The sequence below is a fragment of the Geomonas agri genome (genome assembly GCF_020179605.1).
In the GTDB taxonomy this organism is placed as follows: domain Bacteria; phylum Desulfobacterota; class Desulfuromonadia; order Geobacterales; family Geobacteraceae; genus Geomonas; species Geomonas agri.
The window spans coordinates 1436284-1452564 of sequence record NZ_JAINZO010000001.1; the positions used below are offsets into that span (position 1 = coordinate 1436284).

The following is a 16281-nucleotide window of genomic DNA, read 5'->3' on the forward strand; positions in this document are numbered from 1 at the left end:
TCACCCCAAAAGGTTTTCTTAGCGTCTTTGCGCCTTTGCGTGAGGTGTTTAAGGGTCCTACTCCCGCACCGAGAAGCGGGCGTAGGCATCACAGCGCAAGACCTGGACCGCGCTGGTGTTGCCGCGCGGGTAGATCTCCCGCGCCAGGTAGGCCAACTCTGCCGCCTCCTCGTGCGCCGGGACATCGCGCCACCAAGCCTTGCTCCCGCCCTGCGTCCCGTCGCTCCAGCGATAGCCACGCTCCTTGAGGACGTCCTTCTTGTCATACGGCGCGGACACGGCATAAACGCGCGAGGTAACCTCATGGGCCCGCTTCAGAAGCTCCAGGAAGATAGGCGCACCGCTCACGGGAAGGCGTTCCAGCAACAGCCCCAGCACACCCTCGGCGTCATCCAGCGCGCGGTGTGCGTTTATAGTGAGGGATCCGGTCTTGAAAAGGAGAAATTCCAAGGTGCGCGAGGAGAGCCGTTCCGCCCCCCAGTCGATCTGGCATACGGTGCAGGCCCAGGGGAGCTTCACGAAGGAGGGAAAACGGGTTTCCACGAATTTGCGGTCGAAAGCAGCATTGTGCGCAATGACCAGGTCGGATTTATCTGCCAGTGCGTTAACGAAGGCATCGTCGAAAGCCTGGCCGCGCACCATGTCATCGGAGATGCCGGTTATCTCCTGCACCTCGGGAGGAATGGCAAAGCCTGGATCCTCGAAGCCGGAGTAGCGGTCGGTGATGCGATAGATCTCGCCGCTAACGGGATCAAACTCGAAAGCCACGATGCCCAGTTCTATCACCTTGTCCTGCTTATGGTTGAGACCCGTCGTCTCCGTATCGAGGCAGAGCGCCACCTTGGCGTGGCTGGGACCGGGACGCCCGAGCCTTGCATCCCGCGACAGGTTCAGACGGCGCAGCACCTGGAAATCACCGGTGGAATGGAGGGACGCGATGGCGACTTCTATCTCCAGCGCGTTCATCGGGCCTCCTTTTTGCTTCACAGCCATGTCGTCACCTTGTACCTTTAGGTATGTACCGGAAACGGTTGGCAATCGCTGGCGTTTTCGGTAGACGGCACGATATCATAGACTTAGCATGGCAGGCAACAGTCAGCATGGCAGTTTACCAAAATGTAGGTGTAGTGTCGGCATCGTCTGGCAGCGGCAGGCCCGCGAAAAGGAAATGACAATGGGCGAACTTGACGATTTTCTGAATGAGCACGCCGAGGATGACCTCGTCTGTTGGCTGCACCAGGCCGAAGCTGCGCGCCGGTATGGAACTCCCGTCAAGGAGGTAGAGCGAGCCATCCTCGAGCTGGGCCTGCTTCCGGCGCGTTACCAGCGCAACCGCACTACCGTCACCACCAAGGGGCAGCTTGCCCTCTTTTGCAGCCGGGTCGCCGTGATAGGGTGCGGCGGTCTTGGTGGCTATGCTGTCGAGTTGCTGGCCCGCCTCGGCGTCGGCACCATTGTCGCGGTAGATCCCGATGTTTTCGAGGAGCACAACCTGAACCGGCAGCTCCTGGGCAACATCGACGCGATAGGGATACCCAAGGTAATGGCGGCAGCGGACCGGGTTGCCGCCATAAACCCCGCCGTAACCCTCGTGCCGGTGCAGGAGGCGTTTTGCAGGGAGAATGCGCCGGAGATACTGGCCGGTTGCCAGGTAACCGTGGATGCGCTGGATAACGTGGAGAGCAGGCTGGATCTCGCGCAGGTATGCAGCCACCTTGGGTTGTCGTTGGTGCACGGCGCCATTGCGGGGTGGTACGGACAGGTGGCCACGCAGCTACCCGGAGAGGCGACCGTTAGCAACATCTACCGCGGCTGGGACTCCGGGCCCGGCGTAGAGAGCGAGTTGGGCAATCCGTCGTTCACTCCCGCCGCCATAGCGAGCGTACAGGCTGCCGAAGTTTGTAAATTGTTGCTCCGCCAGGGACATCCCCTGACCGGGCGCAAGATGGTTATCGATCTGCTGCACATGGACGTCGACCACTTCGACATACCCACCTAGGCCCTTGCCCTGCCCTGATGCACTCCCGCATCACCTGCGACCCGACACCCCTCCCGTGCAGCCCCCCCTTACCTACCGTCCACGCCTGCTAACTCCTCGCCATGCAAAGCAACAAGCCCCGCCGTGCAATTCAGCATCCGTCTGCTGATGCCGTCCTGCCGGCGGGATGCACGGTTGCATCACCCGACAGCCGAGCCGTATACATTGTTCCCGTCGGATGCGAGGCGCACCAACTGCCGCCCCCGCTACCAAACTTGGCCCACGGCAACAAAAACACATTGTAACGGCCACTTACACGCCGCCTCGCGACGATAGCCGCACACTGCCCCGCGAGTACCGCGCCAACTGCAATGCGTGGCACACCCTGTGCTATCTGGACTGCGCCGACCAGGGGCGCGCCGAGTTTGCCGCCGCCCTGCCCGGTCATCTACTTCAGAAACTTAGTCACGGGGTGAATATGAATCTTTACATGGGAAAGATGCTGGTAGTTGACCTAAGCGCGAAAACGGTGACCACGGAACCATTGCGCGCCGATTGGGCCCGTGAGTACTGGGGAGCGTGGGGGCTTGCACTGCGCTACTACACCGACGCGGTCTCCCCCGAGGTAGATCCGCTCGCGCCTGAAAACGTCGTGGTCCTCATGACCGCGCCGCTGTGCGGGACCCTGGTGCCGCTCGCTTCCCGCATGTGCCTGGTATCCAAGTCGCCGCACACCGGGACCATCTTCGAGTCCAACGTCGGCGGCTCCTTCGGCCCCGAACTGAAGTACGCGGGCTACGACGGCATCATCATCAAGGGGCGCGCCGAAGCACCTGTCTTCCTGAAGATAGACGATGACCTTGTTACCATCGAATGCGCGGAGCACATGACAGGCCAGGGCATCTTCGAGACCGAGAAGTTGATGGAAGCGGCGATGGGCGCCCACGGCGCCAAGACCCTCGCCATCGGCCCCGCCGCTGAAAACATGATCTCCTACAGCATGATCGGCTCCGAGTCCTACCGCCAGTTCGGCCGCGGCGGCACCGGCGCCCTGTTCGGCAGCAAGAATCTGAAAGGCGTCGTCTGCCGCGGTACCGGCGGCGTCGCAGTTGCCGACATGGCCAAGTTCCTGGAGCGTACCGACCACTACACCAGGAACGACCTGCTGTGCGACGACAACCTGTGGGCCAAGACCGACGGCACACCCATCCTGGTGGAAGTAACCAACGAGATGGGCATTCATCCCACCCGGAACTACACCAAGGGGTTCAACGGCCGCAAAGAGACGCTCAATTCCGACGCCATCCAGGCCGCCAAACTCGGCAACCGCGCCTGCGCCTCCTGCCCGATGGCCTGCGGCAAGTTCACCCGGGTCAATTCCGCCGAGATCGAGGGGCCCGAGTACGAAACGCTCTGCCTGGGCGGCTCCAACTGTGAAATCCACGATCTCGAGGCGGTAATCCGCTTCAACCGCCTGTGCGACGACCTCGGGCTCGACACCATGACCTGCGGCAGCACCATAAGCCTCGCCATGGAGATGACCGAAAACGGCGTGCACAACTTCAACCTCCGCTTCGGGCAGGTCGACGAGTACCTCAAGGTGGTCTACGAGATCGCCACACTCTCCACCGAGCGTGGCCGCGATCTTGCCAAGGGGGCGAAGCACCTGGCCGACAAGTACGGCGCCACCGACCTCAGCATGGAGGTGAAGGGCCTGGAGATGCCGGCCTACGAACCGCGAGGCAACTTCGGCATGGGCATCGCCTACGCCACCAGCGAGCGCGGTGCCTGTCACCTGCGCGCCTTCCCGATCTTTGCCACCGACCCGCACGACATCGACGCGCTGGTGACCGAGGTGGTGAACGCGCAAAACGCCAACTCGATCAAGTGGTCCCTCGGTTTCTGCGACTTCTGGGGCACCATCAACACCTCCATCGAGGCCGACCTCATGTCCACCGGTCTGGGTGAACCGGTCAGCGCCGAGGAACTGGACCAGGCCGGAGAGAGGATCTGGAACCTGAGCCGCCTCTTCAACCTCGCCACAGGCTTCACCGCGGCAGACGACACGCTCCCCAAGAAAATCATGGAGCGCCCGCTCGAGGCCGGTCCGCACGAGGGACGCGTATTCAGCCGTGCCGATCTCTCCCGCGCCCTGCAGTCCTACTATGAACTGCGCGACTGGAGTGCCAGGGGAATCCCCTCGTCGCGCAAGCTGGCCACCCTCGGCCTTGATAAAACGACCTTATAGGAGACCTGACCTTGAAAAAAGAACTCTTCGCCAACCCGGATCTCTGCACCGGCTGCAACAGGTGCACTATCGCCTGCTCCGCAAAAAAGGAGGGGGTCTTTCAACCCAGCAAGGCCAGGCTGCGCGTGACCAACTTCCCACTGCGCGGCTACTCGGTCCCCAACATCTGCTTCCAGTGTCCCAAGGCGAACTGCCTGGAAGCCTGCCCCACCACCGCCATGTTCCGCGACGGCAGCGGCGTCGTGCGCGTGAACCGCGACCTCTGCTCTGGCTGCGGCAGCTGCGTCAGCGCCTGTCCCTACGGCATGGTCGAGCAGGACGCCAAGGGGATCCCGTACAAGTGCGACCTGTGCGAGGGGGATCCGGTCTGCGTAAAGGAGTGCCACGCCGAAGCCCTGGTTCATGCAACCGGGGACGCCGCCCTCTTCCAGCTCAAGGCGGCGCAGATGAAAACTAGGCCCCAGTCGGGTACCCCGCTCGAAAAGAGGCACAAGATAGCCGAAACATTGAAGAGAAGTTCACGAGGCTAGTCTTACCCCCTTGACACGAGGGGTATGCAATGCTTTAAACCAGATGCTTCACCTGAAGCGAAAAGGAGATGCAACCATGATGAGAGACGTAGCCTACGCCCAGAGCGAGGCCCAGAGGATGTTGAACCTGCTCCTGACCCCGGAAAATGAAGTACCGGCGGCGGAGCGTGAAAAGATCGAGCAGGAAACGGTCGAGAACTTCGCCAACCACATCAACAAGGGGTGGCTCAAATATCGTAAGTCCATGACCGAGGCAGGCGACTTCGCCTCCGTCGAGTGGACCGGCCAGGGCTCCACCCTCACCGACACCCGCGGCCGCGAATTCATCGACATCCTGGGCGGCTTCGGGCTCTACTCTGCCGGCATCAGGCACCCGAAGATCGTTGCCGCCGCCAAGGCACAGCTCGACCGCAGCCCGCAGTACAGCCAGGAAATGCTCGACCCGCTGCGCGCACACCTGGGCAAGGTGCTCGCCCACCTGCTCCCCGGCGACATCCAGTACGGCTTCTTCATCAACTCCGGCACCGAGGCGGTCGACGGCGCCATGAAGCTCGCCAAACTCTACACCGGCAAGGCCGGCTTCATCTCCACCGAGAAGGCCTTCCACGGCAAGACCCTCGGTCCGCTGACCCTCATGGGCAAGGCTATGTACCGCGAGCCGCTGTTGCCTCTTCTGGGTAACGTGCGCCACGTCCCCTACGGCGACGCGGCAGCCGTCGAGCGCGCCATCGTCTCCGCGCACCAGGTCGGCGACGGCATCGCCGCCATGATCGCCGAGCCGATCCAGGGCGAAGCGGGCGCCATCGTGCCGCCGGACGATTACTGGCCGAAGCTCAGGGAGATCTGCGACAAGTACGGCGTGCTCCTGATCGCGGACGAGGTGCAGACGGGCCTGGGCCGCACCGGCACACTGTTCGGCGTGGACCACTGGAACGTGGTGCCGGACATCATCTGCCTGGGCAAGGCCCTGGGCGGCGGCGTCATCCCCTGCTCCGGCTTCTTCGCGAGCTCAAAGGTCTGGGAATGCATGGAACCGAACCCGTTCATGCACTCCACCACCACCGGCGGCAACCCGATCGCCTGCGCGGCGGCGCTTGCCTACATCAACGTCATGCTGGAAGAAGACCTGCCGCGCCAGGCGCGCGAGAAGGGTGAGTACATCGTGGAGAAGCTGGAAGGTCTCAAGGCGAAGTACCCGCAGGTGCTGAAGGAAGTGCGCGGTAAGGGCCTCTTGATCGGCATGGACTTCCCGACCGACGAGATGGGGTGGCAGGTGGCTTCGGGGATGTTCTCCCGCCGCGTGCTGACCGCGGGTACCTTCATCAACGCCAAGAGCATCAGGATCGAGCCCGCCCTCACCATCAGCTACGAGTTGATCGACGAGATGCTGGTACGGCTCGAAGATGTCTTCAGGAGCATTGCGAGCGAGCTCTAGTCCGGCTGCGAGGCTGGCGAACCATAGGGCGCCCTCCGGCGCCCGGAACACAAAAAGGGGGTGTCGCTTATGCGCACCCCCTTCTTCGGTCAATCGCGTTAACAGGGAGTTACTCGATCTCCTGTGAACCGTTACTCAGAGGTGAACCACCATGCTCTCCGTACTATGCGGCATTGCTACCGCCTTTTGCTGGGGGACCTGCGACTTCATCGGCGGCACCAGCAGCCGCCGCGCCGGCGCCTTCGCCATGACCCTTGCCACCATCGCCTCCGGGCTCGCCATGCTGATCCCGGTCGCGCTCATGGTGCGGGAGACGCCGGTCACCGCCCCGGGGTGGGCGCTCAACATGCTGGCCGGCGCTTTTGACGCGCTTGGCATACTGCTTTTGTACCGCTCCATGACGCTGGGGCGCCTGAGCCTCGCCGCGCCCCTGTCCGCGCTCACCGCGGCCGCCCTCCCGGTCGTGGCGGGGATGATCCTGCAGGGTATACCAGACCGGAAAGTCATCGTCGGCCTGGCGCTCGCACTGGCCTCGGTGTGGCTCTTGTGCCGCGAAGAGAGCGAGGGGCCGGCGGAACCTCTGCGGGCCATTCACATCTGGCTACCGCTTTTGTCAGGTAGCTGCCTCGGCATGTTTTTGATCCTGATGCACTCGGCAAGCGGCGGGGCCGTGATCTGGCCCATGGTTGCGGTTCGCTGCGGCGGAGTCCTGGTGCTGCTCATGTTCCTGGCGGCGGGGAAACAGGGGGGCGGCGAATGGGGCGCCCTTCCCTGGCGCCTGGTCGCGCTGAATGCCTTTCTCGACGTAGCCGGCAACGGCTTTTACATTCTCGCTGGTCAGTCGGGGAGGATGGATGTGGCGGCGGTACTGAGCTCGCTCTTCCCGGGCGCCACGGTGTTCCTGGCTTGGTTGATACTCAAGGAGAGGGTTTCGAGGGTCCAGCTGGGCGGGGTGGCGACGGCGCTGGCAGCGATCGCCCTTTTGACCTGAGAACGGCAGGGTTATCCCCCGGAGACCAGCGGGAACAGCGCCAGGGTGTCGCCTTCCTTCATCACGTGGTCCAGTGTCGCAGGAGAGCCGTTGACGAGAACGACGCCGGGTCCTGCCCCGCTGAAGCCGAGTTCTGCGACGCCCGCCCGCACCGACGTGCCGGGTGCGTACTCGCGGACAGAGACCTTGAACCTGCCGATACGGTAGTGGGCGAATAGTTTCACGGTTACTTTCATGCACTCTCCGGAAGTGACGCCGCAGCCGGCAGGGATGCCCCGCCGGCTGCGGCACGAGTTTAGGCTGAAAGCTCCTGCAGTGACTCCTCGATGATGGACATGCCGCGCTCCAGTTCCGCATCGGTGATTACCAGCGGCATGAGCGTGCGGATAACGTTGCCGTGGTTGCCGCAGGAGAGCAATACGAGCCCCTTCTGGTAGCACATGCTGACCAGCTTCTTGGCCTCCGCCGCGGCAGGTTCCTTGGTCTCGCGGTCGCGCACCAACTCCATGGCCAGCATCGGCCCCTTGCCCCGTACCTCCCCGATGATTTCATAGCGCTGTTGCAGCTCGTCCATGCGGGCGCGCATCTTGACGCCCAGCTCCTCAGCCCGCGCCAGCAGGCCATCCTTGGTGAATATCTCGAGCACGGCCTGGGCCGCGGCAAGGGCGATCGGATTGCCTCCGTAGGTGCCGCCCAGTCCACCCACGTGCGGCGAACTCATGATATCCGCACGTCCGGTGACAGCCGAGATGGGGAGCCCGCCTCCCAGGCTCTTGGCCGTGGTGACCAGGTCCGGCACCACGCCCCAGTGGTCGATTGCGAACAGCTTGCCGGTGCGCCCCATCCCGGTCTGCACCTCGTCGATGATCAGGAGGATGCCGTGCCGGTCACAGATCTCGCGCAGCCTGGGGAAATATTCAGGGGGCGGCGTGACGAAGCCACCTTCGCCCTGGATCGGCTCGGCGATGATGGCCGCGGTTTTCTCGGCGGCGACGTGGCTGATGAAGAATTCTTCCAGGTGGTCGGCGCAGGCCATGTTGCAGCCCGGGTGCTGCAGCCCGAACGGACAGCGGTAGCAGTAGGCGTAGGGCATCCGGTACACTTCCGGCGCGAAAGGACCGAATCCGAGCTTGTACGGCTTCACCTTGCTGGTCAGGGTCATCGTGAGGTTGGTGCGGCCGTGAAAGCCGTTCTCGAAGGCAATCACCGCGGGGCGCCCGGTCGCGTGGCGCGCAATCTTGACCGCATTCTCTACCGCCTCGGCACCGGAATTGAGGAAGATAGTCATCTTGTCGCCATCCCCCGGCGCAAGTTCGTTCATTTGCGCGGCGAGGTCGACGTAGAGGTCGTAGGGAACGATATGGAAACAGGTGTGCAGGAACTTTTCGGCCTGGTCCTTGACTGCCGCGACGACCTTGGGATGGCAGTGACCGACGTTGGCCACGCCGATGCCCCCGGCGAAGTCGATCAGTTCGCGTCCTTCCGTATCAACGATGATCGCGCCGCGGGCCTCCTTCACGAAAGAGGGGGACAGCACGCTCACCCCCGGCGGTACATGCTTGCTGCGCAGCGCTTGCGACACTTCTTGGGTTCTCATCGATTCTGGGCTCCTTTGACTGAAGTAGATGCCATGTCTGCCGGTAACGCGGGCACCGGGTAAGTAACGTTATCAAGGAACGTACCAAACGCCTCCCGAGCACAAACGCCCCACCTTTTCCTGCTGGCAGCTCCCCTTTGTCATCTTCCGCCCCTGGCAGCAGTGGTTGCCCCTCCCTGTGAGGCGATGTAATTGATGCAGGTTTGCATCTTGAATGCAAAACGACATCCCGTCAGGCATCATCGTGAGCGTCCTCTCAGCTCGGTTCGATGCCGTCAACCTCCGGTGCGTAAGGATGGTGCCTCGTCTCTAACCAAGCAAACAGCGAACGTAGTGGCAGACCGCTTGCTACCGGCACCCGTTCAAGCGCCGTATACGGAGTCGGCCCGGATCGTGTATATATGTGACGGCCCCATTCCTTCTTGCATTTTTGATGCAGCTATGCATTTATTGCCAAAACAGCGGCGTTCGTTACGGCCGTGGCAGGAGATCCAGATGACCTTAATGGCAGAATTCGTGGGCGGAAACACGCCTACCCCGGAGCAGACCCACCAGGACGCTTTCAACGCGGCGCAGTACAACGCCATGGGCGACGGCATCATCTCGGTCGACACCGCCGGAACGGTGCTCCTGTCCGACCGCGTCAGCCGGGTGAGCCTCGACATCTACCCGGGAAGCTCCCTGAGCGGTCAGTACCCGGCGCTCTGGAGCAAGGTCGTGGAGACCATGCGCGACCGCAGGCCCCGCTTCGAACTCTCGGTCCAGAAGGGAGAAACGAGCTTCCTGGTCACGGTAAGCCCGGTCATGGTCGACGACGAGGTCTCCGGGGCAATCTGCGTATTCGTGGAAAACACCGACCTCGAGATCATGACCCGGCAGCTCAGGTCGTTCCGGGAGTTGACCAAGGAGCTGGGCGCCATCATCGATTCTTCCTCGGAAGGGCTCTGGGTCTTCGACGGCTATGGCGTGGTGCTGCGCATCAACCCGGCTGCGGAGCGCAACAACCGGGTCAAGAAGGAAGCGGTTGTCGGCCTCACCGCCCGCGAACTGATCGAGCAGGGGTACATGGAACGCTCGCCGGCCCTTGAAGTGCTCGGGTCAAAGAGCGTGGTCAACATGCTGGTCAACGAGGGGAACCGCAAGCTGATCGTCACCGGCACCCCGGTTTTCGACGACGAAGGGGGCATCATCAGGGTGGTGGTCTCGGAGCGGGACATCACCGAGATCGACAAGCTGCAGCGCGAACTCGAGGACCAGGAGGCAATCAAGGGGCAGTTCTGGCACCACATGCTGGAACAGCAGCAGGCCGAGCTCGCGTCGCAGACCATCATCGCCAAGAGCCCGCGCATGATCACCGCGCTGCGCCAGGCCGTCAAAGTGAGTTCCGCAGACTCCACCGTACTCATTCACGGCGAATCGGGCGTCGGCAAGGGGCTCTTCGCCGACCTGATCCACAAGAACTCGAGCCGGTGCGCGAAACCCATCATCAAGCTGAACTGTGGCGCTATTCCTGAATCCCTCATCGAATCGGAGCTGTTCGGGCACGAGCGCGGCGCCTTTACCGGCGCCCAGACCGCCAAGCCCGGCTACCTCGAACTTGCCGACAACGGCATACTGTTCCTCGACGAGATCGCCGAACTGCCGCTGGCGTCCCAGGTCAAGCTGCTTCGTTTTCTCGAGGACGGGCGGGTGACCAGGCTCGGCGGCACCACCGGCAGGAATGTCGACGTGCGCATCATCGCCGCCACCCACCGCGACCTGGAAAAGATGGTCGTGGAGAAGACCTTCCGCCTCGACCTCTACTACCGCCTCAACGTGATCCCCCTTTACATCCCGGCCCTGCGCGAGCGCCAGGAGTGCCTGCTGCCGCTCATCCGCCATTACATCGACTACTTCAGCCAGAAGGTCGGCAAGCAGAAAAGACTCGCCCGCGCCGCCCTGGACGCGCTCCTTGGCTACAGCTATCCCGGCAACGTGCGGGAACTGATGAACCTGTGCGAGCGGCTGGTGGTCATGTCCGAGACCGAGGTGATCGACCTGCAGGATCTCCCCAAGCAGCTTTTCGGCAGCGCAGCGGAACAGCCGGTGCCGCAGTCCGAGCAGGCCCTGCCGGTGTGGCCGGCGGACATGACCCTGGAGCAGATACTGGAAAGCGTGGAGCGCTCCCTTTTGAGCGACGCTATGAAGGAGCATGGCAACCAGTACCGCATCGCCGAGTCCCTGGGGATCAACCAGTCCACGGTGGCCCGCAAGCTCAAGAAATACGGCATATCCTAGTCCTTCCCCGGCGGCTGATGCCTCGCCGCATCCCGGATTCCGTTTTGCATCAAACGGGGTGTTGCATCGGATGCTCCGCCCCCCTATCCCGACCGGCGCACGGTCGTCAACCTGCGCCGGGCCACCCCTACCCTGTCCTAATCGTTTGTGAAACCGGCAGTTTTCACGCCCGGCACCACCGTATCCTCAGGATTGCCCACCGCCGTATACACATCTGGCACACCTCGTGCTGATGAACCCGCCCAAATACACCTCTCATAAGCAAATGCAGCCGCAGAGCCCGCATTCAATGTTGTAATCCACCACAGGAGGAAGAAATGAGAAAAAGCGTATTATTGGCAGCAGCGTTGGTACTGATGTTAGGTTCGATAGCACTGGCAGCGGACGGCGACCCGCACGCAAAGGGTGAGGCGCCGGCGCTCCCGCCCGGGCCCAAGGTGAGCGGTGACGTGTACCTGGGTGTCATGAACAAGTACATGTTCCGTGGCAACCAGCTCAACGCCAAAAACTCCTTCGTCACCCAGGGCGGCATGGATCTCACCTACAACTCCTTCACCTTCAGCTACTGGTTCAACAACCAGAACCGTGACACCGGGTACGCCAAGGCGAAAACCACCGAGAACGACGCCATCATCAACTACGCCGTTCCGGAGCTGGTGAAGGACGTCACCCTCAACGTAGGAGCCCAGTACTACTCTCTCGACGCGGCAGAGGACACCGCTGAGTTCTACCTGCGCGCCACCTACAACACGCTGCTCAGCCCGACGCTCGGGATCTACTGGGACTTCCTGGAGGCTCGCAACGACGGCCTCTTCTATACCGCATCGGTCACCCAGCCGGTTCCCCTGGTCCAGGACAAGCTGACCCTGAATCTGGGCGCCCTGGTCTCCTACAACCAGCACAACCCCAGCGCCGCCTACACCGATACCGACTCCCGCAGCGGCATTTACAGCGACTGGCACAACTACGAAGTCTCCGCCACCGTCGATTACAAGCTGTTCGACAACGTGACTATCACCCCCTCGTACACCTTTTCCGACCATCTGAGCAGCCACGCCAAGAACGTCGGCATAGGCGCCAAGAACTGTTACGGTCTCAAGGCCATGCTCTCCTTCTAACCCCCAGCATCACCGGCAGGGGGGTCCCTCCCCTGCCGCCCACCTCCTCCCTCCCCTGCATCATTCCCATCATTCCCATCATTCCCATCATTCCCATCATTCCCATCATTCCCATCATTCCCATCATTCCCATCATTCCCATCATTCCCATCATTCCCATCATTCCCATCATTCCCATCATTCCCATGATGCCGCACTGCATCAGCAAACCTCATCTCAACTCACCCCCACCCGGCCCAACCCGCAGTCCTCCCTGGCACAACAAAAAAAATAATGCACTCATCTCCCCCCCAATCAGGCAGCTCGCGTATACGAAATATTGTTTTATATCAGCCGTATACCCAAAAAGACACGCTACCCCCGCCAGTTGCGCACCACCTATGCGACGCATTATCGTGCCACCCCCGTTAAACCGTGGCATGTCACGTGCAGAATTAGAATGCGATATCGAGTTCGCATTTTGCAGCTTAAAGGAGACCCAGCCATGACGAGAGACGTAGCCTACGCCCACAGCGAGGCCCAGAGGATGCTGAACCTGCTCTTGACCCCGGAACACGAAGTCCCGGCGGCGGAGCGCGAAAAGATCGAGCAGGAGACCGTCGAGAACTTCGCCAACCACATCAACAAGGGGTGGCTCAAGTATCGCAAGTCCATGACCGAAGCAGGCGACTTCGCCTCCGTCGAGTGGACCGGCCAGGGCTCCACCCTCACCGACACCCGCGGCCGCGAATTCATCGACATCCTAGGCGGCTTCGGGCTCTACTCCGCCGGCATCAGGCATCCGAAGATCGTTGCCGCCGCCAAGGCACAGCTCGACCGCAGCCCCCAGTACAGCCAGGAAATGCTCGACCCGCTGCGCGCGCACCTGGGCAAGGTGCTCGCCCACCTGCTCCCCGGCGACATCCAGTACGGCTTCTTCATCAACTCCGGCACCGAGGCCGTCGACGGCGCCATGAAGCTCGCCAAGCTCTACACCGGCAAGGCCGGCTTCATCTCCACCGAGAAGGCCTTCCACGGCAAGACCCTCGGTCCGCTGACCCTCATGGGCAAGGCTATGTACCGCGAGCCGCTGTTGCCGCTTCTGGGCAACGTGCGCCACGTCCCCTACGGCGACGCAGCCGCCGTCGAGCGCGCCATCGTCTCCGCGCACCAGGTCGGCGACGGCATCGCCGCCATGATCGCCGAGCCGATCCAGGGCGAAGCGGGCGCCATCGTGCCGCCGGACGATTACTGGCCGAAGCTTAGGGAGATCTGCGACAAGTACGGCGTGCTCCTGATCGCGGACGAGGTGCAGACGGGCCTGGGCCGCACCGGCACCCTGTTCGGCGTGGACCACTGGAACGTGGTGCCGGACATCATCTGCCTGGGCAAGGCCCTGGGCGGCGGTGTCATCCCCTGCTCTGGCTTCTTCGCCAGCTCCAAGGTCTGGGAATGCATGGAACCGAACCCGTTCATGCACTCCACCACCACCGGCGGCAACCCGATCGCCTGCGCGGCAGCGCTTGCCTACATCAACGTCATGCTGGAAGAAGACCTGCCCCGCCAGGCGCGCGAGAAGGGCGAGTACATCGTGGAGAAGCTGGAAGGTCTCAAGGCGAAGTACCCGCAGGTGCTGAAGGAAGTGCGCGGTAAGGGCCTCTTGATCGGCATGGACTTCCCGACCGACGAGATGGGGTGGCAGGTGGCTTCGGGGATGTTCTCCCGCCGCGTGCTGACCGCGGGTACCTTCATCAACGCCAAGAGCATCAGGATCGAGCCCGCCCTCACCATCAGCTACGAGCTGATCGACGAGATGCTGGTACGGCTCGAAGACGTCTTCAAGAACATCGCAACCGAAGTTTGATTTACTGCCGCGGCGGGGCCATGTCCCCACCGCGGTTTTTTGTATACACGGATCAATCAATTTTGTTATTTAATTCCACTGAACGGAGAAACCCATGACAGATCAAGTAAAAGAAGTGCATCTGTTGGAAACTGGATTCGAATCGTTCGACGATGGCGGCCTCAAACGGGGTCTCAAGGACCGCCACGTCATGATGATCGCACTGGGGGGCATCATCGGCTCGGCATTCTTCCTCGGCACCGGTTCCATCGTCAAGGACGTCGGCCCGTCCGCCTTCATCACCTACGCCCTGGGCGGCCTCATCGTCTACCTGGTCATGATCGCCCTGGGCGAACTGGCTGTCGCCATCCCCATCTCGGGCTCCTTTGTCACCTACGCATCCGAGTTCATCTCCCCCTCCTGGGCAGCCGGAGTCGGCTGGAGCTACGTCTTCAACTGGATGGCCTACATACCAGCGGAATGTATCGCCGGCGGCATCATCATGAAGACCTTCGTGCCCGGGACCAGCGAGTGGATGTGGGCCGTGCTATTCGGCATCGTCATCACCGTGGTCAACATCTCCCACGTTGAGGCCTTTGGCGAGATCGAGTTCTGGCTCTCCATCGTCAAGGTCATGGCCATCGTCGTTTTCTGCGTCGTGGCAATCCTGATCTACTTCAACGTGATCCCGAACAACCACCCGCAAGGGATCGGCACCAGCTTCCTTACCGGCAACGGGGGAATCTTCCCCAACGGCGGCTTCGTGCTACTGACCACCATGGTCATGCTCCTGGTCAACTTCCAGGGGGTCGAGATCATCGGTCTCACCGCCGGTGAAGCCAAGGATCCCAGCAAGACCATCCCCACCGCCGTGCGCAGTATCACCGTCAGGGTCATCATGCTGTTCATGGTCCCGGTATTCCTGCTGGTGACCATCTTCCCGTGGGCCAAGGCCGGGGTGGAAGGTGGCTCCGTCTTCGCCGCGGCGCTGGAGCAGTACGGACTGCACTGGGCCGCCGGCCTCTTCAGCTTCGTGGTCCTCACCGCCGCCCTGTCCTGCGCCAACTCTGGCCTGTACTCCACGGTCCGCGTCACCTGGGCCATGGCGCGCGAAGGCATGGCGCCTAAGTTCCTTGGTGCCTTGAACAAGCACCAGGTCCCCGGCAACGCCGCCCTCTTCGTCATCGCAGGCGTCTGGTTCTTCCTCGCCGGTTCCTACTTCTTCTCCGCGTCCAAGGTTTTCGTGGCGCTGTTGTCGATCTCCGGTTTCACCGGCACCATCGCCTGGATCTCCATCATCTGGTCGCAGATGAACTTCCGCAAGCGCCTGGTGGCCAACGGTTATAGCACCAAGGATCTCAAGTACGTGGCGCCCGGCTTCCCGTACTTCGCGCACCTGGGCATCTGGAGCATGGTGGGCTGTCTCGTCTTCACCGCCTTCAACGAGAGCCTGCGCATCGGTTTCTACGCAGGCGTGCCGCTGCTGGTCCTGCCCATTATCATCCACAAGATGAGGAAGGTGGATCATGAAGTGCTGGCCAGGCTGCACAGCAAGGTCCGTTTCGACGACGTCTTCAAACCCCGCACCGCCGGCATCGTCGATTACCCCGCAGACTGCGCCGCCGAAGCCGACTAACCGCATTCAAATCCGCCACAAAGAAAAAGGGCCTCCCACCAGGAGGCCCTTTTTTAGTTCTCGCATAATTCAGTGCCAGGTGTCTCACAAGTCGCCCTTCCCTCCTGCCACCGGTGCCAGTCCTTCCCACTGTGATCAAGGTTTTGAGTAACCCCCTTTGCGAAGGGACAGGGGGGATTTGCCTCTGCCTCCCCAGAACCACACAAAATCCCAAAAGATGCCACCTTGCATCCAGAGATGCAGCGCAGCATGTAGCACCACAATCAAAACATCCATATTTTCAAGCACCTTACCAACTTCACCGTCAATTCCGCCAGAGTCCTTCAGCGCCGCAAGCCGAAAAACACCAGCTCCGATGCCCTGCCGCATCCGCCAAGCCTCCCGTTCGCGCCGCGTTGTGGCGGCAAAAGTGCAAACCAGCCCAATGCAAGGGCCGATAAGAGCTTGAAATATAATTAAATTCTACCTCTCACCTCATCCCCTCCCCCCCACGGCTAACCCCTCACCACATGCTGGCACACCTTATGCTGTTTACACTACCGCTGATCATGAAGGGGCCATCCGCTGCCGTACCGTGCGGAGCCCGGCCCACGTCATCAAAGATGGCAGCGACTGCCATTTCATCCCGGCCGCCGGCCGTACTAGGGGA

General features: G+C 61.9%; 14 protein-coding genes. 9 read left to right on the forward strand and 5 right to left on the reverse strand.

Features of this window, described 5'->3' with window-relative positions; genetic code table 11:
* Positions 1 to 57: 57 nt before the first annotated feature.
* Positions 58 to 966: a 3'-5' exonuclease gene (locus K7R21_RS06160; RefSeq protein WP_224982398.1), complete on the reverse strand. Its 909-nt coding sequence runs from the start codon at positions 964 to 966 to the stop codon at positions 58 to 60.
* Between the two features lie 208 nt (positions 967 to 1174).
* Here K7R21_RS06160 and K7R21_RS06165 point away from each other — a divergent pair, with 208 nt between their 5' ends.
* The 5 genes from K7R21_RS06165 to K7R21_RS06185 all read left to right on the forward strand — a co-directional run bounded on the left by K7R21_RS06165 (position 1175) and on the right by K7R21_RS06185 (position 7182).
* Positions 1175 to 1999, forward strand: a complete 825-nt coding sequence (locus tag K7R21_RS06165) for a HesA/MoeB/ThiF family protein (RefSeq protein WP_224982399.1) — start codon at positions 1175 to 1177, stop codon at positions 1997 to 1999.
* A 457-nt stretch (positions 2000 to 2456) separates the two neighbouring features.
* Positions 2457 to 4226, forward strand: a complete 1770-nt coding sequence (locus K7R21_RS06170) for an aldehyde ferredoxin oxidoreductase family protein (RefSeq protein WP_224982400.1) — start codon at positions 2457 to 2459, stop codon at positions 4224 to 4226.
* 11 nt (positions 4227 to 4237) lie between these two features.
* Positions 4238 to 4756, forward strand: coding sequence for a 4Fe-4S dicluster domain-containing protein (locus K7R21_RS06175; protein WP_224982401.1), 519 nt, complete (start codon positions 4238 to 4240; stop codon positions 4754 to 4756).
* Positions 4757 to 4832: 76 nt separating this feature from the next.
* Positions 4833 to 6191, forward strand: coding sequence for a putrescine aminotransferase (locus K7R21_RS06180; RefSeq protein WP_224982402.1), 1359 nt, complete (start codon positions 4833 to 4835; stop codon positions 6189 to 6191).
* Between the two features lie 151 nt (positions 6192 to 6342).
* Positions 6343 to 7182 (forward strand): DMT family transporter, encoded by an 840-nt coding sequence (locus K7R21_RS06185; protein ID WP_224982403.1) that lies wholly within the window; start codon positions 6343 to 6345, stop codon positions 7180 to 7182.
* Between the two features lie 11 nt (positions 7183 to 7193).
* Here K7R21_RS06185 and K7R21_RS06190 read toward each other — a convergent pair whose 3' ends face one another.
* On the reverse strand, positions 7194 to 7418 hold the full coding sequence (locus K7R21_RS06190) for a MoaD/ThiS family protein (protein ID WP_224982404.1): 225 nt from the start codon (positions 7416 to 7418) through the stop codon (positions 7194 to 7196).
* 59 nt (positions 7419 to 7477) lie between these two features.
* Positions 7478 to 8779 carry a 4-aminobutyrate--2-oxoglutarate transaminase gene (gabT, locus tag K7R21_RS06195; protein ID WP_224982405.1) on the reverse strand — a complete coding sequence of 434 codons (1302 nt, stop codon included), beginning with the start codon at positions 8777 to 8779 and terminating at the stop codon, positions 7478 to 7480.
* A 495-nt stretch (positions 8780 to 9274) separates the two neighbouring features.
* Between gabT and K7R21_RS06200 the strand changes: the two genes are divergently transcribed.
* Entirely contained in the window at positions 9275 to 11056 is a 1782-nt protein-coding gene (locus tag K7R21_RS06200) for a sigma 54-interacting transcriptional regulator (protein WP_224982406.1), read from the forward strand.
* Positions 11057 to 11373: 317 nt separating this feature from the next.
* Entirely contained in the window at positions 11374 to 12174 is an 801-nt protein-coding gene (locus K7R21_RS06205; RefSeq protein ID WP_224982407.1) for a hypothetical protein, read from the forward strand.
* Here K7R21_RS06205 and K7R21_RS06210 read toward each other — a convergent pair.
* Entirely contained in the window at positions 12152 to 12376 is a 225-nt protein-coding gene (locus tag K7R21_RS06210) for a hypothetical protein (RefSeq protein ID WP_224982408.1), read from the reverse strand. The genes K7R21_RS06205 and K7R21_RS06210 overlap by 23 nt on opposite strands.
* A gap of 282 nt (positions 12377 to 12658) precedes the next feature.
* Here K7R21_RS06210 and K7R21_RS06215 point away from each other — a divergent pair, with 282 nt between their 5' ends.
* Both K7R21_RS06215 and K7R21_RS06220 read left to right on the forward strand, forming a co-directional pair.
* A complete protein-coding gene (locus K7R21_RS06215) occupies positions 12659 to 14017 on the forward strand; it encodes a putrescine aminotransferase (RefSeq protein ID WP_224982409.1) in 1359 nt (452 codons plus the stop codon).
* 94 nt (positions 14018 to 14111) lie between these two features.
* A complete protein-coding gene (locus tag K7R21_RS06220) occupies positions 14112 to 15632 on the forward strand; it encodes an amino acid permease (RefSeq protein ID WP_224982410.1) in 1521 nt (506 codons plus the stop codon).
* Positions 15633 to 15767: 135 nt separating this feature from the next.
* Here the strand turns inward: K7R21_RS06220 and K7R21_RS06225 are convergent, their stop codons facing one another.
* On the reverse strand, positions 15768 to 16001 hold the full coding sequence (locus K7R21_RS06225) for a hypothetical protein (RefSeq protein WP_224982411.1): 234 nt from the start codon (positions 15999 to 16001) through the stop codon (positions 15768 to 15770).
* Between the last annotated feature and the right edge of the window lie 280 nt (positions 16002 to 16281).

Bases quoted from the DNA above. Each gene is read 5' to 3' on its own strand.
- K7R21_RS06160 (WP_224982398.1), bottom strand. From the start codon at position 966: ATGAACGCGCTGGAGATAGAAGTCGCCATCGCGTCCCTCCATTCCACC.
- K7R21_RS06165 (WP_224982399.1), top strand. From the start codon at position 1,175: ATGGGCGAACTTGACGATTTTCTGAATGAGCACGCCGAGGATGACCTC.
- K7R21_RS06170 (WP_224982400.1), top strand. From the start codon at position 2,457: ATGAATCTTTACATGGGAAAGATGCTGGTAGTTGACCTAAGCGCGAAA.
- K7R21_RS06180 (WP_224982402.1), top strand. From the start codon at position 4,833: ATGATGAGAGACGTAGCCTACGCCCAGAGCGAGGCCCAGAGGATGTTG.
- K7R21_RS06185 (WP_224982403.1), top strand. From the start codon at position 6,343: ATGCTCTCCGTACTATGCGGCATTGCTACCGCCTTTTGCTGGGGGACC.
- K7R21_RS06190 (WP_224982404.1), bottom strand. From the start codon at position 7,418: ATGAAAGTAACCGTGAAACTATTCGCCCACTACCGTATCGGCAGGTTC.
- gabT (WP_224982405.1), bottom strand. From the start codon at position 8,779: ATGAGAACCCAAGAAGTGTCGCAAGCGCTGCGCAGCAAGCATGTACCG.
- K7R21_RS06200 (WP_224982406.1), top strand. From the start codon at position 9,275: ATGACCTTAATGGCAGAATTCGTGGGCGGAAACACGCCTACCCCGGAG.
- K7R21_RS06205 (WP_224982407.1), top strand. From the start codon at position 11,374: ATGAGAAAAAGCGTATTATTGGCAGCAGCGTTGGTACTGATGTTAGGT.
- K7R21_RS06210 (WP_224982408.1), bottom strand. From the start codon at position 12,376: ATGCAGTGCGGCATCATGGGAATGATGGGAATGATGGGAATGATGGGA.
- K7R21_RS06215 (WP_224982409.1), top strand. From the start codon at position 12,659: ATGACGAGAGACGTAGCCTACGCCCACAGCGAGGCCCAGAGGATGCTG.
- K7R21_RS06220 (WP_224982410.1), top strand. From the start codon at position 14,112: ATGACAGATCAAGTAAAAGAAGTGCATCTGTTGGAAACTGGATTCGAA.
- K7R21_RS06225 (WP_224982411.1), bottom strand. From the start codon at position 16,001: ATGCGGCAGGGCATCGGAGCTGGTGTTTTTCGGCTTGCGGCGCTGAAG.